We start from the raw sequence: 18628 nt of genomic DNA, 5'->3' as shown, positions 1-18628 counted from the left end.
CCACATGTTAAGGGGAAAGAAACGGTTATAGGAGATGAAAACAAGGATGGATCAGTATGAACACATAAAAACAAAACTTCACGAAGCTGAACAGTCATTATATGCTGCACAGATGACGGGGAGTGTTAGTGACCTTCAGCAGTCACATATTCACTTGAGCCTAGTCGAACAAGAGCTTCATGCGCTAAAAATTGTTGAAGGGCCTACAAAAAAAGTAAAGCTTTTTGGCGAGCAGCTTAGACACTTGAGAGAAACGCAAGAAGCCGTTCAACAAAACAGTTGAGATATTCCTCGCTCAGAAAAGATAAATATACCAGGTTAGTTTTGAAGCATTTATCTCATCCTATAAAGGAGATAGTTTTTGTCTCACTATGAACATATCCTAGCCATGAGGTGATTTGTATGAGTTATAAAGATCAGTTAGATCCGCACTCAGAGCTTTTTTACCATAATTGGACGAGACCAAAGCACGCGAAGTCTCAAGTGAACGGTCACACAAGGATATCTCAAAAGAACATCATTTTACGCAGTGATGCGAAAGCCCATCGCTGGTAAGTAGTGATGGTTTGAACAAAAAAGCCGCTCAATGGGAGCGGCTTTTTAAATAAGAAGAGCGATATTCATTTGGTGTAATACCTTCGATCTTTTTAAATACTTTTCGAAAATATTTATCATCTTGATAACCCGTCATATTCGCTACCTCATACACCTTCAGCTGTTCATTTTGAAGCAGATGCTTCGCTTTTTGCATACGAATTTTCACAAGGTAATCGGAAATATTTTCATTAAATTGCTGCTTAAATCGCCTTGAAATGTATTCTCTACTTAAATAAAAGCGATCAGAGATCTCTTGAAGCTTCACATCCCGCACAAAGTTTTGCTGAAGAAATTGCTCGATTTCATAAATGACATCGCGATTTTTCTTTTTTGTTTCTCGTTTCGTAATTTTTAAAAACAGCGCAATTTCTCGTTTTTTCTGCTCAATATAACGATCAATCTGAAATTGACCTAAATCGTCGTAGAACAGCTCGATCACTTTTTCATTTTGTTCTCGTAATTTAAAAGGTGTACGATAATTTTTATATGCATGAAAGCTCATGAGCTGATATTCTTTTTCTACGTGCAAAAGCTGACCAAGCGCTAAATAATTTACTTCTCTGAACGTCATCATAATTTGTTCAATAATCGTCGAAAACAATTGAATGTCCCCAAATTGAATGGCATCCTCTATTTGCGTAGAATAATCAACAAGATGAAGAACATGACCTACGGCGAGCTTCTCGTTTTCTTCATAAATTTTTTCTGCCTTCCTATCAAACACATTCGTTGAGAGCATAACCTGTTTTGCATGCTCGTACGAATTCATTAGCTTATCTGGCGAATCGACTACTGTACCGACCGCCATTAAACAAGTCACTTCCATTGTACGCTTGATGGTATGATGAATTGTCTGCAGAATATGAATAAATTCAGAGAGATGATCCCACATAATCAGCACGATTTCTCCCTTATTGGACAAGTAGCGAAAGGCAACTCCACACTGCTTCTTCTGCAAAATTTCGTTCATTACGTTTAAAATAGAAAAATACGCCAGATCTCGGTCACCTTGGAACACCTGAATAATATGCAAATCAACTCGAATAATCGCTACCTGATAACGCTGTGATAAATGAAAGCCAAACTCCTCAACGGTTGATTGATTGACCTTTTGATTGTTCATAAGCTGTGTTAGCTTACGGTCTCTGTATAGCGGCTTCATTTCGTTAATCAGCTGATAACTACTGTTATCTCGCTGGCGTTCTGCCTGCTCTTTCTTCCATTCTGCTACGGCATTGGAAATGGTATGATTGAGGATTTCAGGATCAACTGGTTTTAAAATATAATCAGCACTGCCAAAATGAATCGCTTTTCGCATATAGTGATAATCATCGTAACCTGTCACAACAATCGTTTTGCTGCTCGGGTGATTGCTTTTAATCCATTCCAATAAGCTAATGCCGTCCATCTGAGGCATCTTCATATCGGTAAAAATGATTTCTGGCTTATACAGCTCAATAAGGTGAATTGCCTCTTCGCCATTTTCTGCTTCAAGAAGCTGTGTAATTTGATGCTGTTCCCATTCTCCTAATAAGCGAATACCTTCTCTAACGTGCTGTTCATCATCTACGATTAAAGCTCTCATACAGAATTCACCTCTTTGTCTATTTTCAACGGTATGTCAATGAGTACGATAAATCCTTCGTTCGGTTCGCCTTTTACTTCCATCACCGCTTCGTCCCCGTAGTACAGCTTCAAGCGGTCATACGTATTTTTTAATCCAATTTGTTGTCCAGCCTTCGCTTCCATTTGTAACGCTTTTTGAAGTTCATTCTGCTCTTTTTGAGTCATTCCTTTTCCTGTGTCTTGAATGACGATTCGAATTCGTTTCTCAGAGTAAAGATACGCTTTCACTTCAATTTTCATCGGTTTCGTCGTTTGTTCAAGCCCGTGCTTAAATGAATTTTCAACTAATGGCTGTAAAATCATTTTCGGCATTCGTACACCAAGAGCCTCATCATCAATTAAAAGATCATATTCAAAACGCTTATCGAACCGCTGTTTTTGTAGCTGTAAATACGATTTTACGTGCTGTACTTCCTGTGATAGCAACACCGTATCTTCCCTCATGTTCATGCTATATCTCATAATGTTTGAGAGTGACGTTAACAGCGTATAAATTGAAATGACTTTATGCCGGAGAGCTAGCGTTCCAATGGACTGTAGCGTATTATAGAGAAAATGTGGATTTACTTGTGACTGTAAAACCCTTAGCTGTGTAGATTTATTTTCAATTTCCAGTTTATATTCGCGTTCTATCAAATCATTAATCGTTTCGACCATAGAAGTGAAATGCTTCCCAAGCGTTCCAAATTCATCGTTTCCGAGGGATTTAAAATCCACCTCAAACTTTCCTTGTTCGACTCTTTTCATGTTTTTAATTAACACTTTAATTGGTGATGTAAATTTAATTGATACGAGCATCGTCGCTAAAATAACAAATACGAGGGAGATCATTCCGATCAGAATGTTTATGAGCGCTGTTTTTCTAGCATCCGCGTAAAGTGATTCATATGGAACCTGCTTCACGACATACCAATCTTTAAACTTTCCTGATAGGTGGTTGTACATCATCACGCCTGAAAAATCCTTATCCTTCCAGTCCATGCTGTGTGTACCTGACTTTGCTCTCTTAACCTGCTGAAACCATCCTGCTTTATTTTTCTCCCCCATTTGGGCGGGATCAGATGAATAAACAATCGTTCCGTCATCATTCATCAAGTAAAAATCCTGAGATGATTGCTCAAATAATCGGTTCGAGATCGACGATAAATGTGAGAGGTTGACGTCTATTGATAAAAATCCTAGCACCCGATCGGTCGGAATTTCATTAATGAGTTCATGAAAGCTCAGTACATTTTCATGGTTCTTTTCTGAAATGGTCGATAGGTGGTTGTAGCTGTATATAGGGTGCGTTGGCTCAATATTAAAATAGGATGTTCCCTCCTTTAACCTTGAATAGTACGGGTGTTTGTAGACTTCTTCGTACTTTCCACGGCTGCTTACTTTTGCGTTATAAATGGTAAAGGAATCATGGCCTTTTTGAATGTATAGGTGAATTTGTTCAATTTCCGGTTTCATATTATATAAGTATAGTAGCGTCCGGTTGATTTCTTGCTGGTTGTTTCCAATATCACTAATGACGCCTTCTTGTAACACTTTAATAAAGGGATGATAGCCGTATAAACGTGAAGACGTTTGCGCAATATCGGTCAGGTAGTTGGTCAAATCGTTGCTGCCGTTCTTCATGACGTCAGCGTTGGTTGTAATGAAACGTTCTCGAACAGATTCTTTCGTATAATGATAGGTTAAAATATTGGATATTGTAAACGGTATCACTGTTGCCAATAAGAGAAAAATGATTAGTTTTTTACGAATGCTCCATATCATATGATCCCCGCTCTCATCTTGTATATCATTATTATATAGCAATATATGGGGGTAGAAAGTTTGATTTCGAATGAATTATTAAAATATTCTCCGTAATGACAGTATGGCAAAGAAACTAGCTCATATTTTCGCTTCCATCCCTACTTCATTTAAATGGTGGGCGTACTATGCGTCACTTCAACTTGGTATTTATTTTTTAACAATCATTTCGTTTCAGATCAGTTCGGATCTCCCTTTCAGATTGCTTCGCTTTCCTCGGGGTGAGCGCTGAGCTTCCTCGTCGTTTCTCTCCTGCGGGATCTCAGCTGGCTCGCTAGTCCTGCAGGAGTCTTCGCATCTTCCTCTTCGATCCTTAATTCATTTGAAGAGTAGGCGTACTATGCATAACTTCAAATGAGTATTTACTTTTTAACAGTCATTCCGTTTCAGTTCAGTTAGGATCTCCGTTTCAGATTGCTTCGCTTTCCGCAGGGCAAGCGCTGAGCTTCCTCGTCGTTTCTCTCCTGCGGGATCTCAGCTGGCTCACTAATCCCATAGGAGTCTTCGGATCTTTCTCTTCGATCCTTACTTCATTTAAATGGTGGGCGTACTATGCGTCACTTCAACTTAGTATGTAGTTTTTAACAATCATTGCGTTTCAGATCATTTCTAACAGTAGTTCTGTCTAAATTCGAACTCTCTGCCTTTTTTACTTTGTTTTTATTTTTACATAAAGAAACCAGCTTCGACACGTGTTGTGTCAAAGCTGGTTATGGGGTTATTTTTTCAGTTTAGCCCATGTTGCATCTAGAGATTTTAGGAATTCATTTTTGGATTTTTGGCCGCCAATGTATGCTTGCATTGCTGCACCGAATTCGTTGGTCGCTCCATCTGGATATTTAAACCAGTTCCAAGAAAGCGTTTTGTCTTCGTTTGAATATTTGATAATGTCATCTGCTAGGTCGCCTAGACCTTTTGCTTCAATGTTTTTGAATGCTGGGATGAATTGGAATTTTTCTGTCACGTATTGTTTTCCAGTGTCAGACGTAACCATCCAGTTTAAGAAATCTTTTGCTGCTTTTTTGTCTGCGTCTGGCGCTTTTTTATTGACTACCCAGTTATTTGGTACGCCTACAGCTAGCTTATCATTTGATTCTTTGTCATCATTAATTGGAATCGGTAAGAAGCCCATTTTGATGTTTGGATTGATTTTCGTAATCATTCCTTGTGTCCAGTTCCCTTGTTGCATCATAGCTGTTTCGCCAGAAGCAAATTGCGTTACTTGCGTGTTATAATCCGTTGTTAATGGATTTTTATTTCCGTACTTGATCGTCGTATCAAATAGGTTCATAAAGTCTTCGAATTTTGGATTTCCAGCAATTTTACCAGAACCGTCATTTAGTGATTTAATGAATGCATCTGGATCGTCTTGCTGTGCAAATGGGATGTTCAACAAGTGAATCCCAAGTACCCACCACTCACCATATCCAACAGAGAACGGCGTGATTTTTTTGTCTTTAAGCTGTTTTGCTACGTCTTTTAACTCTGTTAACGTTTTTGGAAGCTCTTTAATGCCTGCTTTATCAAAAAGTTCTTTGTTATAGATAAAACCGTACCCTTCAAGGTTTAACGGCTGTCCGTATACTTTTCCGTCCATCGTCATTGGTACTAATGCATTTTCATATGCATCCTTTACCCATGGCTGATCAGATAAATCTTCAAGCTTCTCTTTCCACGTTTGCGCTTCTTGGAATCCTCCGTTATTGAAAATATCCGGCTCATTTCCAGAAGCAAACTGAGCTTTTAACGCTGCACCATAGTCTGCACCGCCCCCAACCGTTTGTACATTAAACTTTACGTTTGGATGCTCTTTTGTGTACTCGTCTGTTAGCGCTTTCAATTGATCGGCGATTTCAACCTTAAATTGAAAAATATCGACCGTTACTTCTTTCCCCTTCGCATCTCCGCCTTTTTTTGCTCCACCTGACGCATCGTCTGAGTTAGAACAAGCTGAAAGCGCGAGAGCTCCTGCTAGCATCATTGAAAGCATGGACGCCTTTTTAAATTTCATTTCATATACCCCCTCTGATTTATGAAACTAGTTATTTGTACCCTTATTGTACCGATAGGTTCTTCTTCTGCACAGGCGATGATATTGAACAAAAGAGTGGAAAATATTGATGACCTTTTTTCCACCTTGACTAATTCCACTTTTTCGTTCAAACCTTTCTCACCTAATTTCACTATAAAAGCGCCTACAAAAATCGTTGAACATTACTTAATCGATCCGCTCGTAATTCCTTTAATAATATGCTTTTGCATTGCAAAGAAGAAAATGAGAAGCGGAATGATGCTAATGACAAGAGCGGCAAGTGCCAAGTTCCACTGCTTCGTGTACTGACCAAAGAAGAAGTACATCGCAAGCGGAATTGTACGTAAATTTGTATCTTGTAAAACAAGTGATGGTAGTAAGAAATCGTTCCAAATCCAAAGACTGTTTAAAATCATAATCGTAACAGTAATTGGTTTTAGAAGCGGAAATACAATGCGCCAAAAGACGCCAAATGTTGAGCATCCGTCAATAATAGCAGCTTCTTCAAGCTCAACGGGAATTCCTTTAATAAAACCGTGATAAAGGAAAATGGAAATACCAGAGCCAAAGCCTAAGTACATGATTACGATTCCCCAAATGCTGTTCAACAGATGAAACTGTCCAGCTGCTTTTACAAGTGGAATCATAATGGATTGAAACGGAATAACCATTGCTGCAACAAACATGAAGAATATGATGTTACTAATCTTGCGTTTTGTTCGAACAAGCATGTATGCAGCCATTGAACAGAAGATGATGATAATAACGTTACTAATAATCGTAATAAGTAAAGAGTTACCAAACACTTTCCAATATTGCATACGTTCGAACGCATCGGTGTAGTTCGACCATTCAAACACCTTCGGAAACTCCGACGTTTTGGTTAAAATATCAGCGAAAGTTTTAAACGAGTTTGCAATCACGTAGTAAAACGGAATTAAAAACAAAATACCTAGAACAAGAGTAAGAATCTCTAATATAAACGTTTTTCCTGTGTACTTGTTTCCCATTAGGATTCAACCTCCTTCTTCTTGGTATACATAACTTGAAGCGTTGTAATTGTTGCAACAACGATAAAGAATACGAGTGCTTTTGCTTCACCTATACCGTATCGGTTGTTTACAAAGGCTTCTGTATAGATGTTAAGCGCTAACATTTCGGTCGTCTTTGCTGGTCCACCGCCCGTTAATGATAAGTTAACGTCAAAGATTTTAAAGGACCATGAGATTGTTAAGAATAAGCTAATTGTTACAGCAGGCGCTACCATTGGAAGCGTAATATTGCGAAGCACTTGCCATGGATTTGCACCATCAATTTTTGCTGCTTCGATGAGTTCTTGTGGAACGTTTTGTAGAGCTGCGATGTAGATTAACATGATATACCCCGCACCTTGCCATACGCTGACGATCACAATTCCCCAAAAAGCCGTTTTCTCATCTCCTAGCCAAGGTAATTCGAAAAAGGACCATCCGGTAATCATACCAATTGATTGAAAACCTTTAACAAAAATAAACTGCCAAATGAACCCAAGTAAAAGTCCTCCAATAAGGTTCGGAAGGAAAAATACCGTTCGTAAAATGTTTCGTGTTTTCAACATTTGTGTCACAAGCATCGCTAGTCCAAAGCCAACAGCATTGGTTAAAACGATGGAAATGACCGTATACTTTGCGGTGATCCAAAAGGATTGCTTAAACTGCGCGTCCTCTGTAAAGATATACTTAAAATTATCAAATCCTACAAATTTAATCTGTCCCGTAACGCCGTTCCAGTCTGTAAAGGCATAGTACACTCCTGTAAAGAATGGATACAAAACAATTAGAGCAAATGCTAAAAATGCTGGACCTACGAATAATGAAAACAACCCGACTTTTTTCCACTTCTTCTTATTCATGTTTTGCCCCCTCTCTGAGTTTCTCTACTTATATTGTAGAAAACAACGAAAAAAGTGAGAACGGACTGCATTGACCACTAGGGTGGAAAATATTGAACTCTATTCGTTTTTTGCTTGCAATTGCACAAAAAAGCTCCTCACCCGTTTTATAAGGTAAGGAGCTTTTCATCAATTTTCTACTGCTTGCTTTGGACTTTTGAAGTCTTTTGCAAACTTGAACATAAAGAATGAAATCGATGCAAGAACCATGATTACAAAGTAGATTGCTAGAATGGACACGTTGTGCCACATATAGCTGAAATCGCCTGTTGAAACAACCGCGCGGAATCCTCTTACTGAGTAAGTCATTGGTAACCAATGGTTAACGTCCTGTAATACTTTTGGAATTAACTCAACTGGGAACGTTCCTGCACTTGTTGCAAGTTGGAATACCATGATTAAGATTGCAACGAAGCGTCCTGGATTATCAAGTGCTGTTACAAAGAACTGGATAATGGACATAAACGTTAAGCTTGTCGCGATACTTAATGTAATAAATAACGGTACACTTTCCACTTTAATATCTAGTGCACCTAGTAAAATCGCATCTGCAAGAAGTGATTGCATAATGCCGACAAATACTAGCACCCCAAACTTACCAAGGAACCAGCGGAATCCGTTTTTCGGTGTAATCGCTGGTTTGCGAAGCGGGAAGATAACAGATGTTACAAGCGCTCCGACGAATAATGCAACTGATAAGAAGTATGGTGTTAATCCTGTTCCGTAGTTTGGAACGTTGTTAATTGAATTATCTTTTACTTGAACTGGATCTGCAAACATGTCATAAACTGCTTGATTTGCCTTAACATCTCCAGCATCTTTTGCACCATCTTGTAATTTTGTTGCCAGTTCACTAGATCCATCAGATAGTTTTCCTAGACCTCCGTTTAAGTCTACAGCACCTTTGTCTAATTTACCCATTCCATTTGATAACTGACCTGTTCCTTCAATTAACTGAGTTGTACCTGTTAATAGTTTCGTCGATCCATCTTTTAGTCCAGTCATACCGTTGGCTACTTTTCCAGAACCATCGGCAAGGCTTGAAATTCCTGCCGTAAGCTGACCTGAACCATCAGATAGTTTTCCTAAACCGTTTGATAAATCACCGTTTCCTGCTGCTAGCTGACTAGAACCGTCAGATAGTTTTCCTAAACCACTTGATAAATCGCCTGTACCAGTTGCTAGCTGAGTAGATCCATCAGATAGTTTTCCTAAACCATTTGATAAATCACCGTTTCCTGCTGCTAGCTGGCTAGATCCGTCAGATAGTTTTCCTAAACCACTTGATAAATCGCCTGTACCAGTTGCTAGCTGAGTAGATCCATCAGATAGTTTTCCTAAACCACTTGATAAATCATTTGTACCTGCTGCTAGCTGAGTAGATCCTTCTGACAACTTACCAAGACCTTCAGATAAGCTCGTTCCTCCAGTCGCAAGCTGATCAGATCCGGCTTTCGCCTCACCAAGCTTTTCGCCAAACGTTGTTAGGCCCTCTACGAGCTTGGTTTGACCTGCTGCTAGCTCATTAGCACCTTTAGAGAGCTCGGTTAGCTTTGTCTCTAAGTCAGCAGATGAACTAGAGTCTGAAGAGTTGTCTCCAAGTCCTTTTGCTAGCTCTCCTGCCACAGCATTCATTTTAGTAGAAGATTCACTCATGCCCGTTACGTTTTGGCTCACCGCTTTACTTTTCTCAACAAGCGGTGCAAGCTGATCACGTGTTTTTTGCAACGCTTCTTTTTGCGCTGGATCAGCAGCTGCTGCAATTTGCTTATCTAAATCGTCAATTGTATTCTGAATGCCTGTGCTCACTTCAGAAGATGATGCTGTCGCATCTGTAATGTTCTTTTGAAGCCCTGAAGATAGCTGAGATAACGAAGTCACGCCATCAACTACTTTTTTGGCATTTTCCTTAAACTGCGAAATTTGTGCAGCGGCTCCTTTAAGTTCCCCAACGCCTTGATCAATTGCTGTTGCTAAGCTTTGAGCACCTGTTTGAGACTTTTTAGCGCCTTCTAGAATAGCTGTGTTCGCACTCTGTAGCTGCCCTAGCCCACTGCTTAGATCGCCAGCACCTTTCGCTAGCTTATCAGCACCGCCTTTTGCTGATGTTACACCATCGTTTAAGTCGTTCGCACCTTTTGCTAGCTTATCTGCGCCACCTTTTGCTGATGTCACACCATCGTTTAAGTCGTTCGCGCCTTTTGCTAGTTTATCTGCGCCACCTTTTGCTGATGTCACACCATCGTTTAAGTCGTTCGCGCCTTTTGCTAGCTTATCTGCGCCGCCTTTTGCGGATGTCACACCGTTATTTAAGTCATTCGCACCCTTCGCTAGCTTATCTGCGCCGCCTTTTGCGGATGCCACACCGTTATTTAGATCCTTTGATCCTTTTTCAAGCTTCACAGCACCGTTATGGACATCGCCTGCTCCTTTTTCGAGTTGCCCGGCACCGTCATTAAGGTCACTTGTTCCTTTTTGAAGCTTTTTAGCCCCATCATTTAAGTCGTTCGCACCTTTGTTTGCTGACGTGATACCATCTTCTAACTTTCCTGTTCCATCTTTCGCATCATTGATCCCGTCACGAAGTTTTGTAGCCCCGTCTCCAGCATCAGCTAAGCCTTTGGAAACTTCCTTGACATTATCAAACATTTCTTCGGCATAGTTTTCAGTTACCTTTTTCGATACTTCATTTTTTATTTTCTCTACGCCTTTTGCACCGATTTGAGAGGATACGTAGTTTGATCCTTCATTAGCTGTGTAAACGATCTGAAGGTGTTTTGGATCGTCCTGTTGAAGCGTTGTGGCATTTTTCGAAAAGTCTTTTGGAATTTCAATCATCATATAATAATCCTGATTTTCCAATCCTCTTTTTGCTGTTGCCTCATCAACAAACTTCCAGTTAAAGCTGTCATTCTTCTTCAGGTCATCAACTAAATCCTGTCCGATGTGGGTTTTCTTATCATTGTAGACTGTTCCTACGTCATTGTTGACAACAGCTACGGGTAGATCGTCCACACGAGAATATGGATCTAAAAACGCCCATAAATACACGCCGCTATATAAAAGTGGAATAAATAAAATAGCAGTAATCGCAATTAATAATTTTTTATTTTTTACGATAGCGGCAAATTCTCCAAGTAATGACGATTTGCGCATGTTATCCTCCTTCTTGTATGTTTAAATTGGACAAGTGACTATTTTCATCATTTGGTCACTTGTCGGTATAAAATAAAGGATTATCTAGTTTGACAACCCTTTTAAGAAATATTGCTCAATAATTTGAGCAATTTCTTCCTTTGATAGTGGTGGATGATTTTTTTCCCAACCAAACACAAGCGAAATATACATTTTAATAAGTAAAAAAGCGGTTAACTCAGAATTACATTCGCGAATTTCCTGTTTCTCGATGGCAAGCTCAATTTTTTCTTTTATGTAACAAAGAATTTCGCTTTCGACTCTTTCTAAAACTTCTTGAACAGCTGGTGTACCCATTTCTTGATTTTCTTGCGTTAATTTAATCATTAACTGATGCTGTTTACGAAACTCTAGAATATTGTGAAGGGCATCGTGAGCATTTTCAAAGAACGAACGCTCTTTTACAATGGCGTCTTCAGCGGAAATTTTCATTTCTGCAATCATCGTTGAAACAATTTCATCGAACAATTCTTCCTTATTCTTAAAAAACGTATAGATCGTCCCTTTACCAACCAAAGCAAGTTTGGCTACTTGGTCCATGGTTGTTGCTTTGTATCCAAATAGAGAAAATGATTTCGTTGCTGCATCGATAATCGCTTTTTTACGGTCAATTGCCACACCGATCCCTCTGCTTTCTGACCGAAATAACAATTCGGTCAATTAGTACAGAAACAAATATACCATACATTGTTCCGGTTACACAATTATTTTCCCTCTATTTTTTAAAAGATATCAAAATTATTTCAAATAAAAAAACGTGCCATGCACAGCAAGCTGCGCAAGACACGCTCTAATCAATCAATAGAACGAATTTTACGAATGACGACCGTTGTTAGGCAATCAATAAATTCATCCTGTGCGTTTGGCATTTCAGGACGATAATAGTTAGCACCAATCTCATCTGTTACGACTTTGCATTCGTAGTCATTGTCATACAGTACTTCCAAATGCTCTGCTACAAAGCCAACCGGCGTGTAAACGAATGATGTGTAGCCATGCTCTTCGTGCAAATCTCTCGTTAGATCTTGTACGTCTGGTCCGATCCACGGATCAGGCGTATTTCCAGCACTTTGCCATCCGACTGCGTAATGCTTTATCCCTGCCGCTTCTGCAATCATATCTGCTGTTTCTTCAAGTTGCTGCGGATATGGATCACCTTGAGCAATGATTTTTTCTGGTAGACTGTGAGCAGAGACAATCAGCACTGCTTTTTGACGTTCTTCCTCACTCATTGCCTCAAAAACATCGCGTACACGCGTTGACCAATAGTTGATGAACGCAGGCTCTTGATACCAGCTATCAATTGAATGAATGACCGGACCACCAAGCTTATCAGCCATTTCTTGAGCTCGTCCATTATATGATTTAATGCTAAAGGTTGAATAATGAGGCGCTAGTACTAAGCTAACTGCTTCTGTAATGCCATCATCCACCATTTGCTGAACCGCATCTTCGACAAACGGTTCAATATGCTTTAAGCCTAAATACATTGTAAACTCAATGTCATCTTGCGCTTCGTTTAAGCTTTTCTCTAATTTGGTGGCTTGCTCAAGCGTGATTTTCGCCAGAGGTGAAATTCCACCAATCGCCTCGTATCGGCTTCGTAAATCTTCTAATGCCTCGTCTGATGGCTTACGGCCGCGACGAATGTGCGTGTAGTACCGTTCAATATCTTCTTCTTTATACGGCGTACCGTACGCCATTACAAGCAAACCCATTTTCTTTTTGCGCATAACCATAACTATTCAAACACCTCGATTTCCATTCTTTCAGTTCAGATACTCTTATTTTGCATCAAGGAAGGATCAAATTCAAAAAATAAACTTCTCACAACTTCTGACAATTTAGTGTCTATTTGCAGAATATTCGTGTACAAACGCCGTCAAGCGCTTTAATGTTTCCGGATTAACCTGTGGGAAGACACCGTGACCTAAGTTGAATATGTATCCAGGGTTTTGCATTCCTTGATCAAGCACTTCTTTTGCTTTTGCTTCTAACACATCCCAAGGAGCAAGCAGAAGGGCAGGATCTAGATTCCCTTGAACCGTTTTTGTAATTCCTTTTTCTCGTGCTTCTAGAATTGGTAAGCGCCAGTCTAACCCGACAACATCAATCGGCAGGTCGTGCCATTCCATCGCCAAATGACTTGCACCTACACCAAACATGATGAGTGGCACATTCTTTTTCTTAAGCTCTGTAAAAATACGATTCATCACTGGCTTAATGAAATGACGGTAATCAGCGACATTTAGTGCTCCTACCCATGAGTCAAAAATTTGAATAACTTTCGCCCCTGCATCTACTTGTGCCCCTACATAGCGAATCGTCATATCTGCAAGCTTATCCATAAGTGCAAACCATGCTTTTGGATCGGAGTACATTAGACCTTTTGTCTTCGTGTAATTTTTTGAAGGACCTCCTTCAATCATGTAGCTCGCAACGGTAAAAGGAGCTCCGGCAAAACCGATGAGCGGCACGTTGAGCTGTTCCTGCGTTAATAACTTAATTGTTTCTAATACGTACGGAACATCTTCTTCTGGCGTAATTTCGCCTAACTTTTCGACGTCGCTCGCAGATCGAATTGGATTTGAAATAACAGGACCGATTCCTGACTTGATCTCGACGTCCACTCCGATTGCGGGAAGAGGCGACATAATGTCTTTATATAAAACGGCAGCATCCACATTATAGTGCTCTACTGGTAATCGCGTAACGTATGCACATAACTCTGGCTGATGCGTAATTTCAAATAGTGAATACTTTTCTTTTAATGCACGATATTCAGGCTGTGATCTTCCAGCTTGTCTCATGTACCAAACAGGAACATGATTCGCTTTTTCCCCTCTACATGCCTGTAAAAACGTTTCATTGAAATTTCTCTGATTCATGACGTCCACCTTTCTCCATCCACTTACTTTATACTCGTTATTAAAAAGGAATTGTTTTCTAATGAAACTATACCCTTTCTGAAAGTTGTTGTATAGAGCATGAGTCAAACTGTCAAAAAATTGACGAAGGATTTTTCTTTTCGAACCATTTCAAACGATAAAATGACCTGTGTAAAGACGTGAGAAACCACTTTTTTTATTCGTTTACATGGTTTCTCGTATCATCTACACAATAATTCTTTATCATATAGACGTTTGTACCACATTTGACTTCTTAGCCTTTTGCTTTGTTTGCTTATTATATGGAACAACATAATAAGACGGTGGATTAAGAACATGAACATTCTTCACTTCATAGCGCCCTTTTCCAGTTACCTCTCCTATACGCTTTGCTTTTTTTCCGTCCTTTTTCTCATAGATGTAATAGGTAACTCTCTTATCCTCTGCGGGTGTCCACGTCAATTCATTCGTGAACAATCCAAAAGCCGAGAAGGTCACTTCGGAAGAAAGATCATCAATTTCTTTTACACGGATTGGTTCAGCTAAATCTTTTACTCCCTTAGGCTTTTTAAATTTAGCTGCTGTCTCTACTTTTGAGTTCGTTAAAATTTTCTTAAACAAGCGCGTTGGATAGGAACTTCCCTTTGTTAAATAATGATCTTGATCCGTTTTATCATACCCCATCCACATTGCTCCTACTAAGTCAGGGGTGTAGCCGACGAACCACGCGTCTTTTGTCGCGCCCTTCACATTCGTATAAGACGTTGAACCCGTCTTTCCTGCGAGTGCACCGTCGAAAGTTCCTCCAGATGCCGTTCCATCTCGGACGACACCTTCGAGCATACGAGTCATGTTCCAAGCGGTTTGTTTTGAGAATACCTTCGTCTCTTTTAATGAAGGTTTCGCAATTACTTCACCGCTACGATCCTTAATCTCATCGATAAAATGCGGCTCAATGCGCTCACCATTGTGAGCAAGGGTACGATAAGCAGCAACCATTTGCAACGGCGTAAACCCGTCTGATAGTCCACCTAGAGCGATAGACAGACCGTTATCATCAATTGGCATATCTAGCTTATTTAAGTACTCTTTTCCAGTTGAAATACCAATTTTATTAAGCGTCCATACAGCTGGTATGTTCTTGGACTCACGAATGGCATCATACATGCTTACTTTACCATCGTACTGTCCATCGACATTATGAGGAGAATACCCATTAATAGACGTATACTTGTCTAATAATAAGGAGTAAGGACGATATTTTTTCTCCTGTAAAGCAGGACCATATACAGCTAGCGGTTTAATCGTAGAACCTGGCTGGCGTTTTATTTTCACTCGGTTCAGTCCTTTTTGAACGTAATCACGTCCACCCATCACCGATCGAATGCCACCCGTTTTTTCGTCCATCATTACAAACGCACCTTGTACACCATCATCGGTTCCCGAAAAGTATGCTGGGTCTTGAAATAGCTCATATGCAGCAGATTGGATGTCTTTATTCATTGGCACTGTAATGGTATAGCCCCCTCTTAACAGCTCTTCGCTTGAGAGGTGATACTTCGTTCTTGCTTCTTCCATTACCATATCAATATATGTAAGATAGTCCTTTTTCTTTGCTTCCTGCTGCACGTCTAAGCTCAGCGTTTTCCCTTGCATACGGACCACTTGTTCCGGAGTTAAGTCATGGATTTTCCCCATCAAATCAAGCACGACGTTTCTTCGTTCTAGACTTTTCTCTGGATGAAGAATCGGTGAGTATTGAGAAGGTGCTTTTGGCAGTGCCGCAAGTAAGGCTCCCTGCTCTGTTGATAGTTCTGATACGTCTTTATTAAAATAAAGCTTTGACGCGGCTTGAATTCCGTAGGCACCGTGTCCAAAATAAATTTGATTTAAGTACATCTCCAAAATTTGTTTCTTCGTGTATCGCTTCTCTAAATTAATCGCAATAACAACTTCCTTTACCTTCCGCATAATCGTTTTATCATTGGTCAAAAAGACGTTTTTTGCAAGTTGCTGAGTAAGTGTACTCCCACCCTCTGCCTTTCCTCCTGATAAAACGTCTCGGTACAGCGCTCGAGAAATTGATTTCACGTCAATCCCGTGATGGTCATAAAAGCGTCGGTCCTCAACCGCTACAAACGCCTCTTGGACGTGCTTTGGAATTTTTTTAATCGGCACAATCTCACGGTTCTCTACATACAGTTTTGTAATCTCCGCTCCGTTTTCATCTACTAGCGTTGTTGCTGAATTCATGACAAACTTCTTATCATCAATAACATAATCTCCAAGTAACAAAATGGAGATATACCCTACAATTCCTAACACAATGACACAAAGTAAGGCAGCAATAATGAGAATTACTTTTTTGTACATGCAGCCACCTCTTTTCTAAATGTTCTTAATGAATACGTTTATCCCCCTTCCCTTATAGTAAAGGAGAACATGGTTTTTTTGTATTTTTTTGGTTTACTTATTATAATTTTAGTATGAAATAGTTTTGGAAAATGTATGCAGTGGTAAACTATCATATAGCGATAAATACGAAAAGAGGGATGATTAATGAATCTTTACTTAACGTTTGGCACAACTGACTATTTGAAAAAGATAGTAGATGAACACAGTGGACAAGAGCTACGCCTTTTAGAAGAGGACTCCGATAAAGCCATTCTTCTGCACGAGACAGACGGGGAACGCTTTTTCCACGAAGGGCACGAATACCAAGTGCTTGATAGCGTTGGCTCACTACAAAACGGCACGTTCGCGGTCCTCAACAACATTCCGGTATCAGATGAAGGTCGCTCATTGTTCGAACATCGGTTTAGCAAGCGTGCTGGACTTATTGAAAGCGAGCCAGGATTCGGTGCTATTCGCGTTTTGAGACCTCTTGATACGGATACATACGTTATTTTAACACTTTGGAACAGTGAAAAAGACTTTTCCAACTGGCAAAGCTCAAATGCTTACGGGCAAGCACACAAAAAGCGCGGCACGTCAGAAGGCATTGATCAACAAGAAAATATCTTCCCGCGCCCATCGTACGTAACGTCGTACCACGCCGTTAACTAACGAAAAATTCCTCCTATTGAAACAGGTTCCAACCGATAGCTATTGTTCATATGCTATACGGTACAGATGCCCTGTTTAGGAGGAATTTTTTATGTTGATCGAGCTTACCGCTCTTCACTGGATATATGTTGCGTTCATTGTTCTCATCATCGGTTTTATGATCAAAAGACGCGATACAACGATTCTTTGTATCGTCGGCATTTTTTTACTTGGAATTGTCGCCACTCATTCGTTCACAGGAAGCGTGAGCGGAATTTTTAACAGCTTCATTTATGCCATTCGAGAACTGCTTCCGACCATTCTTGTTATTTCCATTATCGTTGCGATGAGTAATGTCATTACAAAAACCGGTATTAACGATGTGATGATTGCCCCGTTTGCACGGTTAATCAAGTCACCTGCCCTTGCGTATTGGATCATCGGAATTCTGATGATGGTGATTTCTTGGTTTTTCTGGCCTTCTCCTGCTGTCGCACTACTTGGAGCTGTCTTACTGCCTGTCGCGATTCGTGCCGGACTTCCTGCTTTAGGTGTAGCAATGGCGATGAACTTATTCGGACACGGTATTGCGCTGTCAGGTGACTTCGTTATACAGGCCGCACCAAAGCTAACGGCTGATGCAGCTGGGCTACCTGTTGGTGATGTTATTCATGCAAGTATCCCACTCGTCATTGTTATGGGGGTTGTCACAACCGTTACCGCATTTGTGCTTCTCATGCGAGATTTAAAAAATGGAAAGCTCGCCTCCTCAACCGTCACAATTCAATCCTCATCTGAAAAAGAAAGCTTATTATCACCTGCTCTAAAACGCACGATGGCCGTCGTCATTCCGATCTGCTTTGCACTTGATATCGTGGCAATGTCTCTTTTCCACCTTCAAGGCGGAGACGCAACCGCACTTATTGGTGGTACATCTATCTTCATCCTCATCGTACTCTCACTACTCACACATAAAAATCGTGGACTTGAAGAAATAACAAATTATTTAATAGAAGGTTTTCAGTTTGGCTTTAAAGTATTTGGTCCTGTGATCCCTATTGCCGCCTTTTTCTATTTGGGTGATTCCGGCTTCCAAGCGATTATCGGAAACTATTTACCAAAAGGCTCACACGGGATTGTCAATGACCTTGGCGTGGCGCTCTCAACCATCGTTCCCTTGAATCAGCCCGTTAGCGCAATCACCTTAACAACGGTCGGCGCGATCACAGGGCTAGACGGATCAGGGTTTTCTGGTATTTCCCTCGCTGGCTCAATTGCTCATCTGTTTGCGACAGCGATCGGGTCAGGAGCCGCTACACTTACCGCTCTTGGGCAAATTGCAGCAATATGGGTCGGTGGCGGGACCCTCATCCCTTGGGCACTCATCCCAGCCGCTGCGATCTGCGGCGTCGATCCGTTTGAGCTAGCACGACGAAATTTAGTTCCTGTCGTAGTCGGATTGGCCGTGACCACGGTTGTCGCGATGTTTCTAATCTAAACAAACAAGCACAG

At 40.5% G+C, this 18628-nt stretch carries 14 protein-coding genes; 4 read left to right on the top strand and 10 right to left on the bottom strand.

Annotated elements, in window-relative coordinates:
* Positions 1-46: 46 nt before the first annotated feature.
* Together AMD01_RS00225 and AMD01_RS23245 are read left to right on the top strand one after the other, a co-directional pair.
* The gene (locus tag AMD01_RS00225) at positions 47-283 is read left to right on the top strand and encodes a hypothetical protein (protein WP_053399381.1); all 237 of its coding nucleotides are present in this window, start codon (positions 47-49) and stop codon (positions 281-283) included.
* Between the two features lie 119 nt (positions 284-402).
* Complete coding sequence (locus AMD01_RS23245; protein ID WP_083446350.1) at positions 403-555, top strand: YpzG family protein; 153 nt, start codon at positions 403-405, stop codon at positions 553-555.
* A 28-nt stretch (positions 556-583) separates the two neighbouring features.
* Here AMD01_RS23245 and AMD01_RS00220 read toward each other — a convergent pair whose 3' ends face one another.
* The 10 genes from AMD01_RS00220 to AMD01_RS00175 all read right to left on the bottom strand — a co-directional run bounded on the left by AMD01_RS00220 (position 584) and on the right by AMD01_RS00175 (position 16444).
* On the bottom strand, positions 584-2182 hold the full coding sequence (locus tag AMD01_RS00220) for a response regulator (RefSeq protein ID WP_053399380.1): 1599 nt from the start codon (positions 2180-2182) through the stop codon (positions 584-586).
* Complete coding sequence (locus AMD01_RS00215; protein WP_053399379.1) at positions 2179-3987, bottom strand: sensor histidine kinase; 1809 nt, start codon at positions 3985-3987, stop codon at positions 2179-2181. Before AMD01_RS00215 ends, AMD01_RS00220 begins: the two co-directional genes overlap by 4 nt.
* Positions 3988-4744: 757 nt before the next feature.
* Positions 4745-6037, bottom strand: coding sequence for an ABC transporter substrate-binding protein (locus tag AMD01_RS00210; RefSeq protein WP_053399378.1), 1293 nt, complete (start codon positions 6035-6037; stop codon positions 4745-4747).
* Between the two features lie 203 nt (positions 6038-6240).
* Positions 6241-7068 (bottom strand): carbohydrate ABC transporter permease, encoded by an 828-nt coding sequence (locus tag AMD01_RS00205; RefSeq protein ID WP_053399377.1) that lies wholly within the window; start codon positions 7066-7068, stop codon positions 6241-6243.
* Positions 7068-7949, bottom strand: a complete 882-nt coding sequence (locus AMD01_RS00200; protein WP_053399376.1) for a carbohydrate ABC transporter permease — start codon at positions 7947-7949, stop codon at positions 7068-7070. The genes AMD01_RS00205 and AMD01_RS00200 overlap by 1 nt, the downstream gene beginning before the upstream one ends.
* A gap of 168 nt (positions 7950-8117) precedes the next feature.
* Positions 8118-11144, bottom strand: coding sequence for a YhgE/Pip family protein (locus AMD01_RS00195; RefSeq protein WP_053399375.1), 3027 nt, complete (start codon positions 11142-11144; stop codon positions 8118-8120).
* Between the two features lie 84 nt (positions 11145-11228).
* On the bottom strand, positions 11229-11801 hold the full coding sequence (locus AMD01_RS00190; RefSeq protein ID WP_053399374.1) for a TetR/AcrR family transcriptional regulator: 573 nt from the start codon (positions 11799-11801) through the stop codon (positions 11229-11231).
* A gap of 176 nt (positions 11802-11977) precedes the next feature.
* The gene (gene hemH, locus AMD01_RS00185) at positions 11978-12916 is read right to left on the bottom strand and encodes a ferrochelatase (RefSeq protein WP_053400072.1); all 939 of its coding nucleotides are present in this window, start codon (positions 12914-12916) and stop codon (positions 11978-11980) included.
* 111 nt (positions 12917-13027) lie between these two features.
* Positions 13028-14071, bottom strand: a complete 1044-nt coding sequence (hemE, locus tag AMD01_RS00180; protein ID WP_053399373.1) for a uroporphyrinogen decarboxylase — start codon at positions 14069-14071, stop codon at positions 13028-13030.
* A gap of 243 nt (positions 14072-14314) precedes the next feature.
* The gene (locus AMD01_RS00175) at positions 14315-16444 is read right to left on the bottom strand and encodes a transglycosylase domain-containing protein (RefSeq protein WP_053399372.1); all 2130 of its coding nucleotides are present in this window, start codon (positions 16442-16444) and stop codon (positions 14315-14317) included.
* A gap of 186 nt (positions 16445-16630) precedes the next feature.
* On the opposite strand from AMD01_RS00175, the gene AMD01_RS00170 reads away from it, so the two are divergent.
* Both AMD01_RS00170 and AMD01_RS00165 read left to right on the top strand, forming a co-directional pair.
* A complete protein-coding gene (locus tag AMD01_RS00170) occupies positions 16631-17137 on the top strand; it encodes an antibiotic biosynthesis monooxygenase family protein (RefSeq protein ID WP_053399371.1) in 507 nt (168 codons plus the stop codon).
* 91 nt (positions 17138-17228) lie between these two features.
* Positions 17229-18614 (top strand): hypothetical protein, encoded by a 1386-nt coding sequence (locus tag AMD01_RS00165; protein WP_053399370.1) that lies wholly within the window; start codon positions 17229-17231, stop codon positions 18612-18614.
* Positions 18615-18628: the final 14 nt, after the last annotated feature.

The sequence above is a fragment of the Priestia koreensis genome (assembly GCF_001274935.1).
Lineage (GTDB): Bacteria > Bacillota > Bacilli > Bacillales > Bacillaceae_H > Bacillus_AG > Bacillus_AG koreensis.
This window is presented reverse-complemented; position numbering and strand designations above follow the sequence as displayed.

Excerpts from the sequence above, each read along its gene's own strand:
- AMD01_RS23245 (WP_083446350.1), top strand. The coding sequence starts at position 403 with ATGAGTTATAAAGATCAGTTAGATCCGCACTCAGAGCTTTTTTACCAT.
- AMD01_RS00165 (WP_053399370.1), top strand. The coding sequence starts at position 17,229 with ATGTTGATCGAGCTTACCGCTCTTCACTGGATATATGTTGCGTTCATT.
- AMD01_RS00170 (WP_053399371.1), top strand. The coding sequence starts at position 16,631 with ATGAATCTTTACTTAACGTTTGGCACAACTGACTATTTGAAAAAGATA.
- hemH (WP_053400072.1), bottom strand. The coding sequence starts at position 12,916 with ATGCGCAAAAAGAAAATGGGTTTGCTTGTAATGGCGTACGGTACGCCG.
- AMD01_RS00220 (WP_053399380.1), bottom strand. The coding sequence starts at position 2,182 with ATGAGAGCTTTAATCGTAGATGATGAACAGCACGTTAGAGAAGGTATT.
- hemE (WP_053399373.1), bottom strand. The coding sequence starts at position 14,071 with ATGAATCAGAGAAATTTCAATGAAACGTTTTTACAGGCATGTAGAGGG.
- AMD01_RS00225 (WP_053399381.1), top strand. The coding sequence starts at position 47 with ATGGATCAGTATGAACACATAAAAACAAAACTTCACGAAGCTGAACAG.
- AMD01_RS00205 (WP_053399377.1), bottom strand. The coding sequence starts at position 7,068 with ATGGGAAACAAGTACACAGGAAAAACGTTTATATTAGAGATTCTTACT.
- AMD01_RS00195 (WP_053399375.1), bottom strand. The coding sequence starts at position 11,144 with ATGCGCAAATCGTCATTACTTGGAGAATTTGCCGCTATCGTAAAAAAT.
- AMD01_RS00210 (WP_053399378.1), bottom strand. The coding sequence starts at position 6,037 with ATGAAATTTAAAAAGGCGTCCATGCTTTCAATGATGCTAGCAGGAGCT.
- AMD01_RS00215 (WP_053399379.1), bottom strand. The coding sequence starts at position 3,987 with ATGATATGGAGCATTCGTAAAAAACTAATCATTTTTCTCTTATTGGCA.
- AMD01_RS00200 (WP_053399376.1), bottom strand. The coding sequence starts at position 7,949 with ATGAATAAGAAGAAGTGGAAAAAAGTCGGGTTGTTTTCATTATTCGTA.
- AMD01_RS00175 (WP_053399372.1), bottom strand. The coding sequence starts at position 16,444 with ATGTACAAAAAAGTAATTCTCATTATTGCTGCCTTACTTTGTGTCATT.